This window comes from Sphingobacterium sp. 1.A.4, from assembly GCF_002734245.1.
GTDB classification, from domain to species: Bacteria; Bacteroidota; Bacteroidia; order Sphingobacteriales; family Sphingobacteriaceae; genus Sphingobacterium; species Sphingobacterium tenebrionis.
This window is the reverse complement of sequence record NZ_PEAZ01000096.1, coordinates 12,576-31,063: the sequence shown is the minus strand read 5'-3', so window position 1 is coordinate 31,063 and position 18,488 is coordinate 12,576. Positions and strand designations below refer to the sequence as shown.

Annotated in this window: 14 protein-coding genes; 8 read left to right on the top strand and 6 right to left on the bottom strand. The window is 41.5% G+C overall.

Features of this window, described 5'->3' with window-relative positions:
* Positions 1 to 111: 111 nt before the first annotated feature.
* Positions 112 to 2,178 (top strand): methionine--tRNA ligase, encoded by a 2,067-nt coding sequence (metG, locus tag CRJ00_RS15780; RefSeq protein ID WP_099367810.1) that lies wholly within the window; start codon positions 112 to 114, stop codon positions 2,176 to 2,178.
* 204 nt (positions 2,179 to 2,382) lie between these two features.
* On the opposite strand, the gene brnQ is transcribed toward metG, so the two are convergent.
* The 5 genes from brnQ to CRJ00_RS15755 form a co-directional block, all read right to left on the bottom strand.
* Positions 2,383 to 3,687, bottom strand: a complete 1,305-nt coding sequence (gene brnQ, locus CRJ00_RS15775; RefSeq protein ID WP_099367710.1) for a branched-chain amino acid transport system II carrier protein — start codon at positions 3,685 to 3,687, stop codon at positions 2,383 to 2,385.
* 43 nt (positions 3,688 to 3,730) lie between these two features.
* The gene (gene folP / locus CRJ00_RS15770) at positions 3,731 to 4,570 is read right to left on the bottom strand and encodes a dihydropteroate synthase (protein ID WP_099367709.1); all 840 of its coding nucleotides are present in this window, start codon (positions 4,568 to 4,570) and stop codon (positions 3,731 to 3,733) included.
* Positions 4,571 to 4,642: 72 nt separating this feature from the next.
* Positions 4,643 to 5,122, bottom strand: a complete 480-nt coding sequence (locus tag CRJ00_RS15765; protein ID WP_099367708.1) for a DUF4920 domain-containing protein — start codon at positions 5,120 to 5,122, stop codon at positions 4,643 to 4,645.
* 1 nt (position 5,123) lies between these two features.
* Positions 5,124 to 5,705: an L-threonylcarbamoyladenylate synthase gene (locus CRJ00_RS15760; RefSeq protein WP_099367707.1), complete on the bottom strand. Its 582-nt coding sequence runs from the start codon at positions 5,703 to 5,705 to the stop codon at positions 5,124 to 5,126.
* A 7-nt stretch (positions 5,706 to 5,712) separates the two neighbouring features.
* Positions 5,713 to 6,537, bottom strand: coding sequence for a 2,3,4,5-tetrahydropyridine-2,6-dicarboxylate N-succinyltransferase (locus CRJ00_RS15755; protein WP_099367706.1), 825 nt, complete (start codon positions 6,535 to 6,537; stop codon positions 5,713 to 5,715).
* Between the two features lie 63 nt (positions 6,538 to 6,600).
* Here CRJ00_RS15755 and CRJ00_RS15750 point away from each other — a divergent pair, with 63 nt between their 5' ends.
* The 7 genes from CRJ00_RS15750 to CRJ00_RS15720 all read left to right on the top strand — a co-directional run bounded on the left by CRJ00_RS15750 (position 6,601) and on the right by CRJ00_RS15720 (position 17,342).
* Positions 6,601 to 7,014 carry an RNA-binding S4 domain-containing protein gene (locus tag CRJ00_RS15750; protein WP_099367705.1) on the top strand — a complete coding sequence of 138 codons (414 nt, stop codon included), beginning with the start codon at positions 6,601 to 6,603 and terminating at the stop codon, positions 7,012 to 7,014.
* A 53-nt stretch (positions 7,015 to 7,067) separates the two neighbouring features.
* Complete coding sequence (locus CRJ00_RS15745) at positions 7,068 to 8,669, top strand: DUF6377 domain-containing protein (protein ID WP_099367704.1); 1,602 nt, start codon at positions 7,068 to 7,070, stop codon at positions 8,667 to 8,669.
* Positions 8,670 to 8,922: 253 nt separating this feature from the next.
* Positions 8,923 to 11,826 (top strand): SusC/RagA family TonB-linked outer membrane protein, encoded by a 2,904-nt coding sequence (locus CRJ00_RS15740; RefSeq protein ID WP_257213820.1) that lies wholly within the window; start codon positions 8,923 to 8,925, stop codon positions 11,824 to 11,826.
* 19 nt (positions 11,827 to 11,845) lie between these two features.
* The gene (locus tag CRJ00_RS15735; RefSeq protein ID WP_099367702.1) at positions 11,846 to 13,366 is read left to right on the top strand and encodes a RagB/SusD family nutrient uptake outer membrane protein; all 1,521 of its coding nucleotides are present in this window, start codon (positions 11,846 to 11,848) and stop codon (positions 13,364 to 13,366) included.
* Between the two features lie 8 nt (positions 13,367 to 13,374).
* A complete protein-coding gene (locus CRJ00_RS15730) occupies positions 13,375 to 14,868 on the top strand; it encodes a glycoside hydrolase family 30 protein (protein ID WP_218962238.1) in 1,494 nt (497 codons plus the stop codon).
* Entirely contained in the window at positions 14,865 to 16,199 is a 1,335-nt protein-coding gene (locus CRJ00_RS15725; RefSeq protein WP_099367701.1) for a DUF5121 domain-containing protein, read from the top strand. Before CRJ00_RS15730 ends, CRJ00_RS15725 begins: the two co-directional genes overlap by 4 nt.
* 141 nt (positions 16,200 to 16,340) lie before the next feature.
* Positions 16,341 to 17,342 (top strand): isoaspartyl peptidase/L-asparaginase family protein, encoded by a 1,002-nt coding sequence (locus CRJ00_RS15720; RefSeq protein WP_257213819.1) that lies wholly within the window; start codon positions 16,341 to 16,343, stop codon positions 17,340 to 17,342.
* Between the two features lie 296 nt (positions 17,343 to 17,638).
* Here the strand turns inward: CRJ00_RS15720 and mtgA are convergent, their stop codons facing one another.
* On the bottom strand, positions 17,639 to 18,382 hold the full coding sequence (gene mtgA / locus CRJ00_RS15715; RefSeq protein ID WP_099367700.1) for a monofunctional biosynthetic peptidoglycan transglycosylase: 744 nt from the start codon (positions 18,380 to 18,382) through the stop codon (positions 17,639 to 17,641).
* Positions 18,383 to 18,488 lie beyond the last annotated feature (106 nt).

The window sequence follows — 18,488 nt, the reverse complement described above, 5'->3', positions numbered from 1 at the left end:
TATAATATGTATTAGTGCTTTTTGGTTAGGACAATATACATTTTTTTTGGCAATTTGCTGTATCTTTGCTAGCCGACAATTTTGTTGGAATTCATTAAAAACACACAAACCTTGGATATATTTAGCAAACAACGTTATACCATAACATCAGCATTACCTTATGCTAATGGTCCATTGCATATCGGTCATTTAGCCGGTGCATACATTCCCGGAGATATTTTTGTCCGTTTTCTACGTTTGAACCAAAAGGATGTGGTTTATGTCTGTGGTTCTGATGAACATGGTGCAGCCATTACCATCAAAGCCAAAAAAGAAGGCGTTACTCCACAGGAGATCATTGATAAATACAACCTGCAGATCAAAGAGAGTTTCGAGCAGTTCGGGATCTCTTTCAACATATATCACCGTACTTCGGAGCCGATCCACCATCAATTGTCGCAGGAATTCTTCTTGAATCTTTATGAAAAAGGAGAGTTCATTGAGCGTTTCTCTGAGCAATATTATGATGAGGAATTTCATCAGTTCTTGGCGGATCGCTATATCGTGGGAACCTGTCCACATTGCCACAATGAAGGCGCCTATGGCGACCAATGTGAAAAATGTGGTACTTCTTTGAACCCAACCGATCTGATCAATCCAAAGTCTACTCTAAGCGGTAAAACGCCTATATTGAAGGAAACCAAGCATTGGTACCTGCCTTTGGATAAATACCAACCCTGGTTAGAGAAATGGTTGATCGAAGGAAAGAAGAATGAACTTAAATCCAATGTGTTTGGACAATGTCAATCTTGGTTGAAGTCAGGATTGCAACCACGTTCAATGACACGCGATTTGGATTGGGGGGTTGATGTTCCTTTAGAGGAAGCCGAGGGCAAGAAATTATATGTTTGGTTGGATGCACCAATCGGTTATATTTCTGCCACCAAACAATGGGCAATCGATGAAGGTATGAATTGGGAAGACTATTGGAAAAAGCAAAGTAACCCAGAGAATGATTCCACCTTGATCCATTTTATTGGTAAGGATAATATCGTTTTCCACTGCATTATTTTCCCAGCGATTTTACATGCCCATGGGGAATATATCCTACCGGAGAATGTTCCAGCCAATGAATTCCTGAATTTAGAAGGGGATAAATTATCGACATCCAGAAACCATGCGGTATGGTTACATGAATATTTAGAAGAGTTCCCTGGCAAACAGGATGAACTGCGTTATATGCTGACTTCTATTCTTCCTGAAACCTCCGATAGTGAGTTTACATGGAAGGATTTCCAGGCACGCGTGAACAATGAATTGGTAGCCATCTTTGGAAATTTTGTGAACCGGGTTATGGTTCTTTCCCATAAATATTTTGATGGTAAGGTTTTGATGGGTTCTCCATTGACTGCAGCTGATCAGGAGGTGTTGGATGAGTTGGCAAAAATTCCTGCGCAGATCAAACAATCCCTATCGCAATACCGTTTCCGCGAAGCTTTGGCAACCTTTATGAATGCGGCGCGCTTAGGAAATAAATACCTGGCTGATGAAGAGCCTTGGAAGGTTATTAAAACCGATGAAGAGCGTGTTAAGACTGTGCTTTTTGTAGCTGCTCAGATTGTTGGAAACCTAGCGGTGATGGGACAGCCATTTTTACCTTTTACCAGTACAAAGGTTTTTGAAATGTTGAACCTGTCTGCAAAATCTTGGGAAGATGCAGGTAAAGCTGATTTATTAGCCAATGGTCATTTATTGGGAGAGACACAATTGTTGTTTGAGAAGATTACGGATGAGCAGGTGGAATTTCAATTGACGAAATTGGCGAATGCAAAAGCGCAAAATGCTTTAGCAGCTCCTAAGGCACCACAAAAGCCAAATATCAGTTTTGATGATTTTGGGAAATTGGATATTCGGGTAGGAAGGATTTTGACCGCTGAGAAGGTGGCGAAGACGAAGAAGTTGTTGAAGTTGACGATTGATACGGGGATAGATAAGAGGACGGTGGTATCTGGGATCGCGGAGCACTTTACGCCAGAGGAGATAGTTGGTAAACAGGTGAGTATTTTGGTGAATTTGGAGCCAAGAGAGATAAAAGGAATACAATCCCAAGGGATGATTCTGATGGCAGAAGATGCGGATGGAAGATTAGATTTTGTAAATCCAATATCGGAGGTATCTGCTGGAAGTATTGTGAGATAGGGGGGTATTGTCATGCTGAGCGTAGTCGAAGCATCTGTTCGTTAATGGCGTACAGATGCTTCGACTACGCTCAGCATGACATTTTTTATGGGGCAATGTGGGTTAGAGATTGTATTGTTAAGATTGCTTCGTCGTGCCTCCTCGCAATGACGGGTAACCTCCCTACGATGACGGGTTGCCTCCTCGCAATGACGGGTTACGTCCTTACGATGACGGGTTACTTCCTCGCGATGACGGGGTGGCTATCAAGATCCCAATCACAAAACCGATCAAAGAAGGGACAACCCAACCCAGATCATACGCAAAAAACGGGATATGATTCAATTTATCAATCATCCCATCTCCCAAGAGGTTAAATTGCTTCAGCAAACCAATTATAGCCATCAGCGTTGATGCGGCCAATGCCAACCTATAAGGCAATTTACTCTTCACAAAAGGTCCAAAAAACACATAATAAATAACCAGTGTAATCACAATTGGATACACAAAACTCAATATCGGATAAGCAAAACTGATGATATTATCCACGCCGGTAATAGACAGTACACAAGAAAGCACACAACAAATCGTCACCAACAATTTATACCCCAATTTATTCCCGGTCAGTTCCGAAAAGAAGGTTCCAATGGCAGAGGTCAAGGCAATAGCAGTGGTCAAACAGGCCAATGCAATACTAATTGCAATGGCAATGGTGCCATATTCGCCCAATATCGACCTGGAAATATAGATCAGCAATTCAGAGCGTTTGATACCCGTATCCGAAATCCCAGAGGTCGCACCCAAATAGATCAATCCACCATAGATAATGAACAGGCAAACAGCAGCCAGAGCACCTGCAGCAATCACCACATAATTCTTCGATTTAATATCCTTATAACCTTTTGCTTTAGAAGCCATGATTATTATTCCTGCAAAGATCACAGACGCCAATACATCCAAGGTCTGGTAACCATCAATAAAACCTAGGGTAAACGACTCGGCAGTGCTCAATGCAGAAGTACTGTAATCTGCTATTGGATTCATCACGCCCACTACAATCAAACCTATTAACAAAACCAATAACAAAGGGGTTAGGAAATTCCCAATGATATCAACCACTTTTGAGGGAGCAATCGTCAACAGCCATGTTACGGCAAAAAAAGCGATGGAAGTCCAAATGGGTTGTGCATTCGGAAAGGAGGGGAGTATCCCCACTTCAAAGGTCGTGGCGGCGGTTCTTGGAATAGCGATCATTGGACCAATACATAACATGATGATCGATCCGAGGATTGGAGCCAAGTTCTTATGCACCCTTCCACCGAGGTCATTAAAGTCTTCACCGGAATTTACGATGGAAAGGATTCCAAAAAAAGGCAATAGTATTCCGGTCAAACCAAATGCTAATATGGTTATCCCAACATGATCTCCAATCTGAAGTCCGATATAGGGTGGCAAAAGTAAATTTCCGGCGCCAAAAAACATGGCAAATAAGGCAAAACCAATGGTGATAATGTCTCTAGTTCTTTTCAAAATATAGGGGTTTAGTAAAAATAATCAATCAAATAAAGGTTCTTCAGAAAAATAAATCAATAAGTTGTTTAGCTTCTTTCACATCGTGTACACGAAGGAGTTGAACACCTCTTTCCAATAATAAGGTATTCAATGCGATGGTACTTGGTAAAACATCCTCCGGTTTCAGGTCCAATTTTTTATAGATCATGGACTTCCTCGAAATACCACCTAAGATCGGTAAACCAAAATAATGAAGCTGGTCCACCCGCATCAAAAGTTCATAATTCTGTTCAACGGTTTTGGCAAAACCATATCCTGGATCCAAAATAATATCTTTCACACCAAGCGCACGTAATTGAGCCACCGCATTTCCCAAATGCACTGCCACATCATTGACCACATCTTCATACGACGTTAGTTGTTGCATGGTGGAAGGTGTTCCACGCATATGCATCAAAATATAAGGAACCTGCAATTCCGCTACCGTTTCGAACATCAAGGGATCTAAAGTCCCGCCGCCAATATCATTGATGATATGGCCTCCCGCTTGTACACTAGCTCTTGCTACTTCTGCACGAAAGGTATCCACCGAAATAAATGCATCTGGAAATTCGCTCCTAATAGCTTCAATAACAGGGATGGCCCTGTCCATCTCTTCCTGCGCAGATATATCCTTTGCTCCAGGCCGGCTCGAATACGCACCTAGATCGATGATATCTGCACCTTCGGAAAGCAAACGCTCCGTATGTCGCAAAGCTTCATCTAAACCATTATGCTTCCCACCATCAAAAAAAGAATCTGGCGTAACATTCAATATCCCCATGATCTTGGGCCTACTGAAATCCATCAATTGACCATTGATCTGAATCGTTTGACAGCTAGAAGTTTGGAAAATAGACATTAATGCCGGGATTTTAAAAATAAATAAGGCTGTAAATTTTCATTTACAGCCTCCAAAATAAGGTTTTTAGGTTTACTTTACAACTAAAACACCATCTGCAACGACAGAGATGTCTTTACGTGGCTTAGTAATCTTCGCAATCTCTTCCTTGCTTTTTCCCATATCTTCGGCATAGTGTTTTTGCCACTCTACCGTTGTTTCTTTAACTTTTGCTTTCCCTTCAACAACTACGGTCTTTCCAACCAAGTCCTCAGGTACAAAATAAGCATAATCCGTAAAACGAACCATGATTGGCTCTTGATCTCCTGCACGTTTGATGGTCAGGAAACATCCTTTTTTCTTACATACCTGAACCACTTCGCCTTCGATCTTTCCATTGAAAGATTCGGCCTTAGCAAAGGATTGCTCTAATTGTTTTACAGAAATAGCTCCTTTTTTATCGATTTTCTTTCCGTAGTTCACACCGACTTTGGCAGGTGTAATGGCTTGTTGCGCTTGGCTGATACTGATCATCGCGAATACAGCAACAAAAATGGCTAGTAATTTTTTCATATTATTTTCTAATAAATTCAAATTTACCACTTGGATCAAGCTTCATGATGGTCGATGCTTTACCTTCCGCATGGTTGTCTTGTCCAAATTTAACAACATAATCGACAGCTTTTCTAATTTCAGGGTCAATTTCATCAAAAGTTCCTGCGGATGGTTTTCCGCTGATGTTAGCCGAGGTAGAAACGATAGGCTTCCGGAACCGTTGGATCAACTGCTCACAGAAAGGATGGTTGACGATGCGTATACCAATACTCCCATCTTCTGCGATCACATTTTCAGCCAGATTCTTTGCGTCAGAATAGATGATCGTCAATGGCTTATCGCTCGCCTCGATCAATTCATAAGCAACTTCCGGTACTTCCTTCACATAACTTTGCAACTGATTATCATTGGCCAACAACACAATCATGCTCTTTCCCTTATCCCTGCCCTTTAAGGCGAAGATCTTTTCGACCGCTTCCGGATTTGTTGCATCACAGCCTAAACCCCAGATCGTATCCGTAGGATATAAGATGATCCCGCCAGCTTTTAAGGTTTCTAAAGCCTGATGAAGATCCTCTCTATCGATAAATGCTCTGTTCATGAATAAATTAAACCGCTACGTTATGCTCACGTAAGGCATCATTCAACGATGTTTTCTTATCTGTAGATTCTTTACGTTGTCCGATGATCAAGGCACAAGGTACCTGATATTCTCCCGCAGGGAATTTCTTGGTATAAGAACCTGGAATCACGACTGAACGTGCAGGAACATAACCTTTATATTCTACTGGCTCAGGACCAGAAACATCAATAATCTTAGTAGATGCCGTCAATACCACGTTTGCACCCAATACTGCTTCCTCTTCCACACGGATACCTTCTACCACAATAGCTCTAGAACCAACGAACACATTGTCTTCTATGATTACTGGAGCAGCTTGAACAGGTTCTAGAACACCACCGATACCAACACCACCACTTAGATGAACGTTTTTACCGATCTGCGCACAGGAACCTACCGTAGCCCAGGTGTCCACCATAGTCCCCTCATCTACATAAGCACCAATATTTACATAAGAAGGCATCATGATTACCCCTTTAGCCAAGAATGCACCGTATCTTGCCGAAGCACCAGGTACTACACGAACACCAAGATCCTTGTAATTGGTTTTCAATTTCATTTTATCGTGGTAAACAAAAGGATCGTTCTTGATCTCTTTCATCGCACGGATTGGAAAATAAAGGATTACCGCTTTTTTGATCCAATCGTTCACATGCCAACGCTCACCAACAGGTTCCGCTACACGTAGATCACCTTCATCCAACATTTGGATCACAAAAGCGATCGCTTCAAAGTATTCTTTATATTCTAATAATTGTCTGTTTTCCCAAGCTTCTTCAACTAGTTTCTTCAGGTTGCTTATTTCTGTCATAATGATTGCTGAACTTATAATAATTAGGCACAAATATAAGAAACTATCCCTATTTTTGTTATTATGGCGGAAGAGAAAGAGAAATTAAGAATAGATAAATATTTGTGGGCAATTCGCTTATTTAAGACCAGGAGTTTGGCTACGGAAGCCTGCAAAGCAGGACGTGTCAAATTGAAAGGGCAGAACGTAAAACCATCTGCGGTGGTGAAAATAGGCGATCAATACAGCATACAAAAAGGGATCGAAAGAAAGGTTATCTTAGTTACCGGCCTTTTGGAGCGCAGGGTAGATGCCAAGACTGCGGTTCAATTTTACGAAGATCACACACCGGTAGAAGAAACCTATGGTTTCAAATCCGTATTCCATGCACCGGTCCTCAAAAGAGATCGAGGTACTGGGCGACCAACCAAAAAAGACCGTCGGGAGATCGATGATCTGAAAAGTGATTGGTGGGAGAACGAAGAAGAAGATAAATAGACAATTATTACCTGATGTTATTACGAATATTCATTTTATGGGTTATGTTATCCATGGGCAAGCTATTGTTTGCCGATGATACTGCCGTATCCGTATCTACCGATTCGGTGGAAAGGGAATTGCAGAATACCCTTGCCCGGAAAATGGAATTTGAACGCGTCAAATTGAAGGATATCTTTCAGATCAAAGAGGCTTTGCGCAATACCAAAAGTATCAATACCCGCTATGATCTCCATCTGAAGTTATATAAGGCTTTCCTTACCTATCAGATGGATTCGGCGATCTATTATGTCAATCAGAATCTGCAGTTGGCCAATGAATTGAATGATGTATTTAAGCAGAACCAATCCCATATCCAATTGGCGGGGCTTTATTCATCGGCCGGTCGGTTTATTGAATCCAATGATATCCTAAAGCAGATCCACCGAAATGGATTAGCCGACGAATTGTTGGCCGATTATTATCGTACCTATTCCGACTTTTATTCCCATTACGGTCAGAGTACTAATTATAATCATTATTTCACCTTAAGCGAGATCTACCGGGACTCTTTATTATCCGTGATTCCCGAAAATTCATTGGATCATCGCTTGATCATGGCGACTAGGGATCTATTTCGCAATAACCTGGATAGCGCAGAGTCTACTTTTCTAAAATTACTGAGTGAGTATGAAGAGCCCCAACATGAAAGGGCCGTAATTGCCTATCTTTTGGGGCTGGTACATAAGATGCGCTCAAATCGTGAAAAGCAGATCTATTATTTTGGGCTTTCAGCGATTACCGACATCAAGAATTCCGTGAAGGATAATGCCTCTTTACAGAGTCTTGCCTTGGTTTATTTTGAAAAAAATGATATTGATAAGGCCTATCTATTTATACAAGAGGCCATGGAAGATGCCCTCTTCTGTAATGTGAGGTACCGAACCATTGAAAACTCCTCCTTTTATCCGATCATCAATTCGGCCTTTCAGGAAAAGGAACAAGCTAGGAAAAAACAGCTTACTACTTTCCTATATACCATCAGTATCATGTCTGCCTTGTTGTTATTGGTGCTGATCGTGGTTTATTTGCAGATGAAGCGTTTGAAGGAAGCTCGAAAAAACCTGAATAAAGTAAATAACGAACTCCAATTACTGAATGCCGAGTTATTGAAGGTTAATGATGATCTTCAGGAAGCCAACCTGGTCAAGGAAGAATATATGGCGCAGTTTTTTGAACTGTGCTCCTCCTATATTGAAAAACTGGATCATAATCGGAAAAGTATGCTCAAAAAGCTTTCCAGCAAACAATACGATGAGCTGACCAAAGAATTGAAATCCCAGGATAACATCAAAACGGAATTGGAAGATCTTTACCATCATTTCGATGTGATCTTTTTGAGTCTTTATCCAACCTTCATACAAGAGTTCAATAAACTATTGAAACCTGAGGAACAGATCATCCTCAAACCTGACGAATTGTTGAATTCCGAGCTTCGGATCTTTGCCTTGATTCGTTTGGGAATTTCTGATTCCACCAAGATTGCCCAGTTCCTCCGGTACTCCTTAAGAACGGTTTATAACTACCGCGTGAAAGTGAAAAATAAGGTCATTGGTTCCAAAGAAGACTTCGATGAACGCATCAAAGAGATCGGAAACATGACGATTCAACCTTAAAATGGGTTACTTTTTTTCTCTGTAAAAACATCTATTTTGTTGACTGATAGTGGTTTTTGCTTTACTTCGTTTACTTTTTTAAAATTAGCCTTAACCATTTCGTAATATCAGCTTATTCCTTGCTTAACTTTGGTAACAAGGATTAAGGTTCTACCTGAATTATTTTAAATTATAAACTAGTTATACACCCATGAAACTTTTTACTAAAGTTAAGCAAGGTCTATTACTTTTTCTTTTTACGGTTTTTTTCAGCATGTCATATGCCCAAACCAATCTAACGGTAAACGGAAGAGTAATCGATGAATCCACAAACGAACCCATAGCTGGAGCTACGGTTTCCGTAATTGGCGGATCCAATTCAACCTCAACCAACAATGAGGGATCATTTACATTGACAAATGTTCCTGCCAATTCCAAGTTGAGGATTTCATTTATCGGCTATGTTAGCCAAGAGGTCATTTCCAAGGCCGATCTGACGGTTTCCTTAAAAAGTGCCACCAACACCCTAGAGGATGTCGTTGTAATCGGGTATGGTTCTGTTAAGCGAAAAGACGTAACGACGGCGATTTCATCCGTTTCTTTGGATGATATCAACGAAAGGCCGATTGTATCTGCAGAACAAGCGATCCAAGGTCGTGCGGCTGGGGTTTCTGTTACCCAAACTTCGGGTGCACCAGACGCTGGGTTATCGATTCGTGTTCGTGGTACTAACTCCTTTAATGGAAGTAATAACCCTTTATACGTCGTTGATAATGTGCCTGTAGATAACATCAACTTTTTGTCACCAACCGATATCGCCGATATTCAGATCATGAAAGACGCTTCTTCGGCAGCCATCTACGGTTCACGCGGTGCCAACGGGGTAATTTTGATTACGACCAAAAAAGGTAAAACGGGTGCTCCGAAGATTACCTTCAACATGTTGGCTACCCAAAACAAAATCACAAACAAGATCACACCATTAAATACGGCTCAATACAAAGAGCTACAGGACGAAATCGGCATGATCAATCTTCCAAGCAATTTGACGGATCAGACCAACTGGTTTGATGAAACATTCCGTACAGGGGTGATTCAGGATTATCAAGTGTCGGTTTCGGACGGTAGCGAGCGATTGAAGTATATGATTTCTGGTGGATATGTAAATAACAAAGGGATTATTAATGAAGCATTTTTCAAGCGGTATAACTTCCGCGGAAATATCGAGAATAATATCCGCGAATGGTTGACCTTCAATGCAAATCTTTCCTACTCCGATTATGCTGGAAATGGCATTATCCAAGGTACGGGAGCTAACCGTGGTGGTGTAATCATGTCGACCATCAATACGCCAACGTATGCCCCTGTTTGGGATCCGTTCATGCCAGGACAATATTACAATAATTTCTATGGTGTGAATATCAATAGCCCATTGGAAAACATTGCCCGTACCAGCAATAATAAGAATAGAGAGAACAGGTTTATCGGTTCCGGTTCTGCGATCATTAAGTTTATGCCAGAGTTGAATCTACGTACGACTTTTGCTTTGGATCGTAGGAACGCCATCTCTACTACTTTCTTAGATCCTTTAACTACCTCTTGGGGTAGAAACCAATTTGGTGAAGGTGCCGATTCGAGAAACATGAATACGGTGACTACATTCGATAATGTGTTGACCTATAATAAGAATGTGGAAAAACATGGTTTTGAAGCGATGTTGGGATCATCTTATACCAAATCAGACTATACCAATAGTTATATCAATGCCTCTCATTACAGACCGGGGATGATCCAGACCTTGAATGCTGCCAATAAAATTTCTTGGACAGCAACAGGTTCTGGTGCATCCGATTGGGCGATCATGTCCTACTTCGGCCGTTTGACCTACAATTTTGATGGTAAATACATTATTACCGGTAATATGCGTGCGGATGGATCTTCTAAACTTCATCCTGACAGCCGTTGGGGTTATTTCCCATCCTTCTCTGCAGCATGGCGACTTTCTTCAGAAGATTTTATGAAGGATGTAGCCTGGATCAACGACTTTAAAATTCGTGGAGGTTGGGGTCTTACAGGTAACCAAGATGGAATTGGCGATTACGCTTACCTTCAACGCTATTATATCACCAGAGAACCATGGTTTGAAGAGACAAAAGAAAATGCCTTGGTCACTGTGACCCCTGCGAACCTGAGGACACCTGATTTGCATTGGGAAAATATGAAACAGGTGAATGTTGGTTTGGATTTCACTGGCTTTAACCAACGGTTGACTGTGAACTTGGATTATTATAACAAGACCACCAACGATATGTTGATGTATGTTTCCATTCCGGAAGGTCAAATTGCAAATAATATTCTGCGTAATGAGGGTGAAATGAGCAATAAAGGTTTTGAGGCAAATATCCTTAGCGAAAACCTAATTGGGGAATTCAAATGGAATACAGCGTTTAATATTTCGTTCAACAAAAACAAATTAGTTAGCTTGGATCTACAACAGATCTATCCAGCAGCCAGAACGGTAGAAGTGGTCAACGATTATGTAGTTCGCAACATGCCAGGCAAACCTATGGGCAGTTTCTTTGGCTACATCAGCCAAGGCGTAAACCCTGAGACTGGAGATATGATCTATCAGGATATCAATGGCGATGGTAGGATTTCATCTTCTGACCGTACGTTTATCGGTGATCCAAATGCAAACTTTACCTTCGGTTTGACCAATAATTTCGCCTATAAAGGATTCAACCTGAGTATCTTCTTACAAGGTTCACAAGGAAATGATATTTTCAATGCTTCCCGCATGGAAACCGAAGGGATGTATGATGGAAAGAACCAATCTACCCGCGTGTTGCAACGTTGGAGAGTTCCTGGTCAGATTACTGAAGTACCTAAGGCAGGATATAATATGTTGAACTCTACCTACTTTATCGAGGATGGTAGCTATTTAAGGGTTAAGAATGTATCCTTATCCTATAATATCAAAGGAGAGGTGTTGAACCGCATCGGAATTAACAGATTGCAGCCATTTGTTTCCGCTTCTAATCTATTCACTTTCACAAAATACACAGGTTTAGATCCCGAGGTGAATCAGTTTGGCAATAGTGGAGCAGTACAAGGAATTGATTGGGGAACATATCCACAGAGCAAATCATTTGTGGTGGGTCTGAACTTGGAGTTTTAGGTAATAAAAATTGAAAGCAATGAAAAGAAATTTTATATATCAATTAGCAGCACTGGCAATCATAGGATTGTTGGGTAGTTGTTCTTTAGATAAAGATCCAATCGATACGTTTTCCGATGTAACCGAAGGTGTTTCTGAGACAGGTGAAAAGGTGGTATTTAAGGATAGAGCAGCTGTGGAATCCCATATGTTGACCATCTATAACCAAATGCGCGACCGTCAGGAACATTGGTACCTGGATGTTTTATTGATCGCAGAATCCCATTCGGATAATGCGTATGCCGGAACTACCGGAGCAGAAGTGGTACCCTTTGAAAACAATTCGATCGAAGGATCCAATTCGGTGGTTGAACGTGATTGGAAAAGGTACATGGAAGATATTGCAAGGGCGAATATCCTGATCCAATACATCGATTCTGTACAGGACAACACGCTTACGGAAGCAATTCGTAGAAGAATGAAAGGAGAAGCGAAAATATTCCGTGGTATGGTGATGTTCGATATGGTTCGTTTGTTCGGTGATATTCCAGTGGTTACTACCATCGCGGGTGATATCACTGCTGAGACCATCAAGGATGTTTACAAAGACTATTTTCCTGAGCAAAAAACGGAGAAAGAAGCCTATCAACAGATTGAAAAGGATTTGTTAGAAGCGTTGGTGGATGCACCAGCAAATGATAATGCCAATAAAACGAGGTTCAGTAAATCAGTAGCGAAAGCGTTATTGGCGAAAGTATATGCCGAAAAACCTTTGCGCGACTATAACAAAGTCATCCAATATGTGGATGAATTAGCAGCGGATGGGTTTGACCTGGAAGCTGATTTTACAGATCTGTTCGGCGTGGTGGAAGGAACCGCAGATGCAAAGAAAAGAAATTCGAAAGAAAGTATTCTGGAGGCTCAATTCTTTGTTGGGAATGGAAACTGGGTAACCTGGATGTTCGGAAGGGATCTTTCCAATTATAATAATGCTTTTGACTGGGCAAAATGGGTAACCCCATCACGTGATCTGATCAAAGCTTTTACCAATGAGGCAGATCAGATCCGTTATACCGAATCGATCGTTTATTACGAAGCCAAATGGAGTAATTACTATCCATCCAATAACTATCCTTTTATGTATAAAACTCGTTCAGCATATAGCAATATCATTAAATTCAGATATGCGGATTTATTGTTGCTGAAAGCAGAAGCATTGATTCAGAAGGATGGACCAAACCTAGCTGCTGCTGCAGATATCATCGATAAAGTTCGTACGCGGGTAAAACTACCTCGCCTAAGCAGCGCGACCAAAGCGAGCAAGGATGCCATGTTGGATGCTTTAATGAAAGAAAGAAGATTGGAATTGGCATTTGAAGGCCAAAGATGGTTCGATTTAGTGCGAAACAATAAGGTAGAAGCTGTGATGAATGCCGTTTTTGCCAAGGATTCAGGAAGAAAAACACAAGTTTATCAGTTTAATGAGAATTCGTATAGACTTCCAATTCCACAGGCGATCATCGATCAAAACCCAAATATCAAACAAAACTTAGGTTATTAATTTAGAACATGATGAATTTCAAGAAATATATTTTAGCTGTTAGCGTCCTGACCACAGGAATGATTGCCTGTGGAAATGACAACTTTAACGGTGGCGATCCGATCAAGCCGACCAATCCAACTTCTGGCGATGTAAAGATCTATACAACGACCTCCTCCATGAGCCAGGATTTCGAGCGAACTTTTGTTAATTTCAATAAAACGGCAAGCATGTCGCCAAAAACCATCAAGATCGACGAGTCTAAGACTTTTCAGACCATGGATGGTTTCGGTTCTGCAATTACTGGTTCAACAGCTTACAACCTGCTGAAGATGAGTGAAACAGATCGTGCTAAGTTTTTGAAGGAAACCTTTTCTCCGACCGAAGGGATGGGCCAGAGCTATATCCGTATAGCTATCGGCTGTTCCGATTTCTCTTTGAGTGAATATACCTTGGCAGATAAACCAGGAATCGAAAACTTTGCCCTTCAAGAAGAGGAATTGAAATATGTAATTCCGGTTTTAAAGGAGATTTTAGCGATCAATCCAGACATTAAGATCATGGGTTCGCCTTGGACACCGCCAACTTGGATGAAGGTGAACAACTTGACCGATCTTAAACCGCATGAGTCATGGACCGGTGGCCACTTAAATCCTAAATATTACCAGGATTATGCCACCTACTTCGTAAAATGGATTCAGGCGATGGCCGCTCAAGGCATCAATATCTATTCCATTACGCCTCAAAATGAGCCATTGAATGCGGGCAACTCCGCTTCCTTGTTGATGTTCTGGCCAGAACAACAGGCATTTGTGAAAACGGCCTTAGGTCCAAAAATCAAAGCTGCTGGTTTGACCACTAAAATCTATGCTTTTGACCATAACTATAATTACGATGATATGCCAGAGCAAGAGGATTATCCGGTAAAAATCTTCCAGGATCCTGCAGCAGCAGCCTTTTTTGCTGGTTCAGCTTTCCATAATTATGGGGGTAACAAAGATGAATTATTGGACATTCATGCCAAAGCACCTAATAAGGATATCGTTTTTACAGAAACATCCATTGGAACCTGGAATGATGGCAATGTATTGGGCAAACGTCTTACCGAAGATATGCGTGAAGTGGCGCTAGGGACCGTAAATAATTTCAGTAAAGCAGTTATAGTATGGAACCTGATGTTGGATTCTGACAAAGGACCAAACCGTGAAGGTGGATGTCAAACTTGTTATGGAGCTGTGGATATCAGTAAAGCGGATTATAAAACCATCCGTAGAAATTCCCATTATTATATCATTGGCCACATGTCTTCGGTGGTTAAACCTGGAGCTGTTCGTATTGGTACAACAGGATATACCGACAGTAATTTGACCTATGCAGCATTTAAAAACACTGATGGATCCTATGCTTTCGTGATTACCAATCATTCTGGAGCTGATTCATTCATCGTGTTGGAGGATGGTAAGAACAATTTTGGCTATACCGTTCCTGCTAGTTCGGTAGTTTCTTATACTTGGAAAAAATGAAAAAACTAATCAATTATACCGCAATATTATGCCTTTTTACCTTGCTGTTCTCGTGTAAAGAGGATGAATTTATCGTTCCAATTGGTGGAGGTTCACCAAGCATGGAGATCACGAACCTGCCAAAAACAGCTTTCTTCGGAGATAGTGTTGCTTTCTCGCTCAATGTTAAAGACCAAGGTGTCGCTTTGTCCACGTTGAAAGCTCAGCTTTTATTCAGTGGGGAAGTGGTAGCCGAGAAGATTATCCGTACGAAAGATTATGGCGAATATGCTGGAAAATTATTTGTGCCTTTTCTTAAGGATATTCCAAATGGTGCCGCAGAATTGAAATTTACCTTGGAAAACGTGGAATTGGTGAAAGCCGATACCAGCCAGTCCATCACGATCAGTAGACCTGATTTTCCTCATATCAATTTGGTGACACCTACCAAGACCTATAAAATGAACAGGGTAGCTCTGAATAAGTATGAATTAACAGAAAACCTACCATTCAAAGTGAACGGTTATTTAGAGGCACCAGCATTTGGTGCTGCTGGAAACCCGATTCAATTTGGTTGGGAAAATGATATGATAACCCAAGGGATCACACAGAATATTCCTTTCTCCAATTCGGTATCTGGTGTTTATACCATTTCGTTCAATACCCTTACTTATGAAGCAGCACCTTTTATTATTGGTTATGCGTTCAATGGAGAGGGCATGAAAATGGTAAACGACAACCTGTACAGTGTTGATCTGACCATTGAAAATGGGCAGGAGATTACGATTGATGGTATTGAGGGATTGTCGGCTTGGGGCATCAGTTCCGATTATATCCGTGAGGATGGGGGTAAATATTACTTCAACGCCATGAGCGGTAAATACCGTTTCTATGCGAATTTCGATAAAGAATATATTTACGCGGAAGCGATGTCCGGAAGTAACCTAGCGAGCTTAAATGCAGACGGAACCGGCGCTATTTGGATTATCGGTGAAGGAATCGGTAAACCAACGGTAGCATCGAATGAAGTAGGCTGGAACCCAGATAATGCGATCTGTATGGCGCCAATTGGTGGCAAGAAATACCGTGTAACGGTGATCGCTGGAAAATCCATCAAAACGGATAACATCAACTTTAAATTCTTCCATCAAAAAGGATGGGGCGGTGAATTCAAGAATGAATTGACCACGACAAGTGATGTGGTATTTGTTGGAAATGGAAGTAACGGTAGAGATCCGGGTAACTTAGGATTATTGGCGGGCAAGACTTTGACGGCGGATGCAACCTATGAATTTGTGGTCGATCTATCGGAAGGCAATGCCAAACCAAAATTGACAGTGACAAAGAAATAACCTAACTATTAATACACAAGCACCCAAAGGCTGGATATCACTCGATATCCAGCCTCTTTTTTTTGTGGCAATATTTGGTTAATTTGTGGAAATGATTAGTTAATGATGAAAAAGATTCTATATACGCTACTAACTTGTTTAATGATGGTGGGAAGTCAGGATAATAGCCAAGCGCAGGCTAAAAAAGAAGTAAAATATGTGATGGCCATCCATGGGGGTGCCGGAACGATTCTGAAGAAGAACATGACCGACTCTTTGGAGAAGGCTTATATTGCTGCTTTAACGGAAGCCTTGGAAAAGGGGTATGCCAAGATAAAGAACGGTGAATCCAGTCAGGATGCGGTCATTGCCGCGATAGAAGTCATGGAGAATTCGCCTTTGTTCAATGCTGGAAAAGGTGCGGTATTTACCAATCAGGGAAAGAACGAATTGGATGCTTCCATCATGGATGGAAAAACCTTGAAGGCTGGTGCTGTTGCAGGAGTTACCATTGTGAAAAATCCTATCAAGGCAGCAAGAGCGGTGATGGATAAATCGGAGCATGTGATGATGATTGCTAAGGGGGCGGAGGAATTTGCTAAAAAACAGGGCTTGGAGATCGTTGATCCCCAATATTTCTGGACACAGCAACGATGGGATGGATTGCAGCGGGCATTGGAACGTGATAAGGAAAGAATGGAATTGGATCATGATGGACAGCAGAGTAATTTGCCGCCTGTTATTAAGGATGAAAAGTTTGGAACGGTAGGTTGCGTGGCATTGGATAAAGCTGGGAATCTTGCGGCCGGAACCTCCACCGGCGGAATGACCAATAAGAAATTTGGAAGGGTAGGAGATTCTCCGATTATCGGCGCAGGGAATTATGCGAATAATGAAACAGCAGCAATTTCTTGTACAGGATGGGGAGAGTATTATATTCGGACTTCCGCAGCTTTTAATGTTTCAGCAAGGATGAAATATGGAAAGGAAAATGTGGCATCGGCAAGTAAGGCGGTAATCGATGAAATCGGTAAGCTAGGCGGTGATGGGGGGATGATCGCTTTGGATGCAAATGGAAATGTGGCTATGCCTTTTAATACTGAGGGTATGTATCGCGGAACTGTAACGGAGGATGGAGAGATAAAGGTGGAGATTTATAAGTAGTTTTTTTGCTCTTCGTCCGGCCTGCAGTCATTGGATGCACTGCCTTATTTCGTGCACTGCCTTATTGCGTGCACTGATTCATTGAGGTCACTGCGTCATTTCGTACTATGCGTCATTGCGAGGAGGCCCTGCGTCATTGCGAGGAGGCACGACGAAGCAATCTTTCGATTAATGTCATCCTGAGCAGCGTCAAAGGATCTGTAATGGTACCAAATGTAGATGCTTCGACTTCGCTCAGCATGACATGGGTAAAGATTGCTTCGTTCCTCGCAATGACGGCAAAGTCTATCATCTATCTACTCCGGTATCTCATAAACATGCATATACCTCACAATAGCATTTGCCCGTCTATTCACCCAATTAGATGGCCTTCGTGCGTCCCATTTCTGCGGGCTAGGCAGCACCGCAATAATCAATGCCGCTTCCTTCTTCGTCAAACTCTTCCCCGATTTATGGAAATAATATTGTGAAGCCGCTTCCGCCCCATACACCCCTTGTCCCATCTCTATCACATTCAAATACACCTCCAATATCCTTTTCTTACTCCATAAACCCTCAATCAACAACGTAAAATAAGTCTCCAATCCTTTCCGGAACCAAGATCTTCCAGGCCAAAGAAACACATTCTTCGCCGTTTGCTGACTGATCGTACTTCCTCCCCTCAATTTCTTCCCTGCCTTATTCTTTTCAAAAGCCTGCTTTATCGCTTCCGTATCAAAACCATTATGCGTCAAAAAATGGGCATCTTCACCCGCAATAGCCGCTCTTTTCAAATTATCCGAGATATCCTCGTAATCCAACCACTTCTTGTCGATCTTCCATTCCTTCCCAGCAGCCTTCCTTTCAAAGCCCCTAGTCAACATCAGATACGTAATGGGAGGATTGATAAAACGCAGGGCGATCACCCAAAGAATAGATAGCACAAAAAATGCAATAAGTCCCCTTAATGCATAGTAACCCACCTTCCTCCACAAAGTGGATTTTCCTTTGCTGTTGTTTTGTTTGATCTTATTCTTTTTGGTACTGCGCTTAATGGCCATAACCTTGAATTTTTATGCAAACATAAGAGGTATTTTTTAATAATTCTGCTATTTTTACATCTTATTCAAAATTGGCATATCTTGGCAAAAGAGAAGAAACAAACCC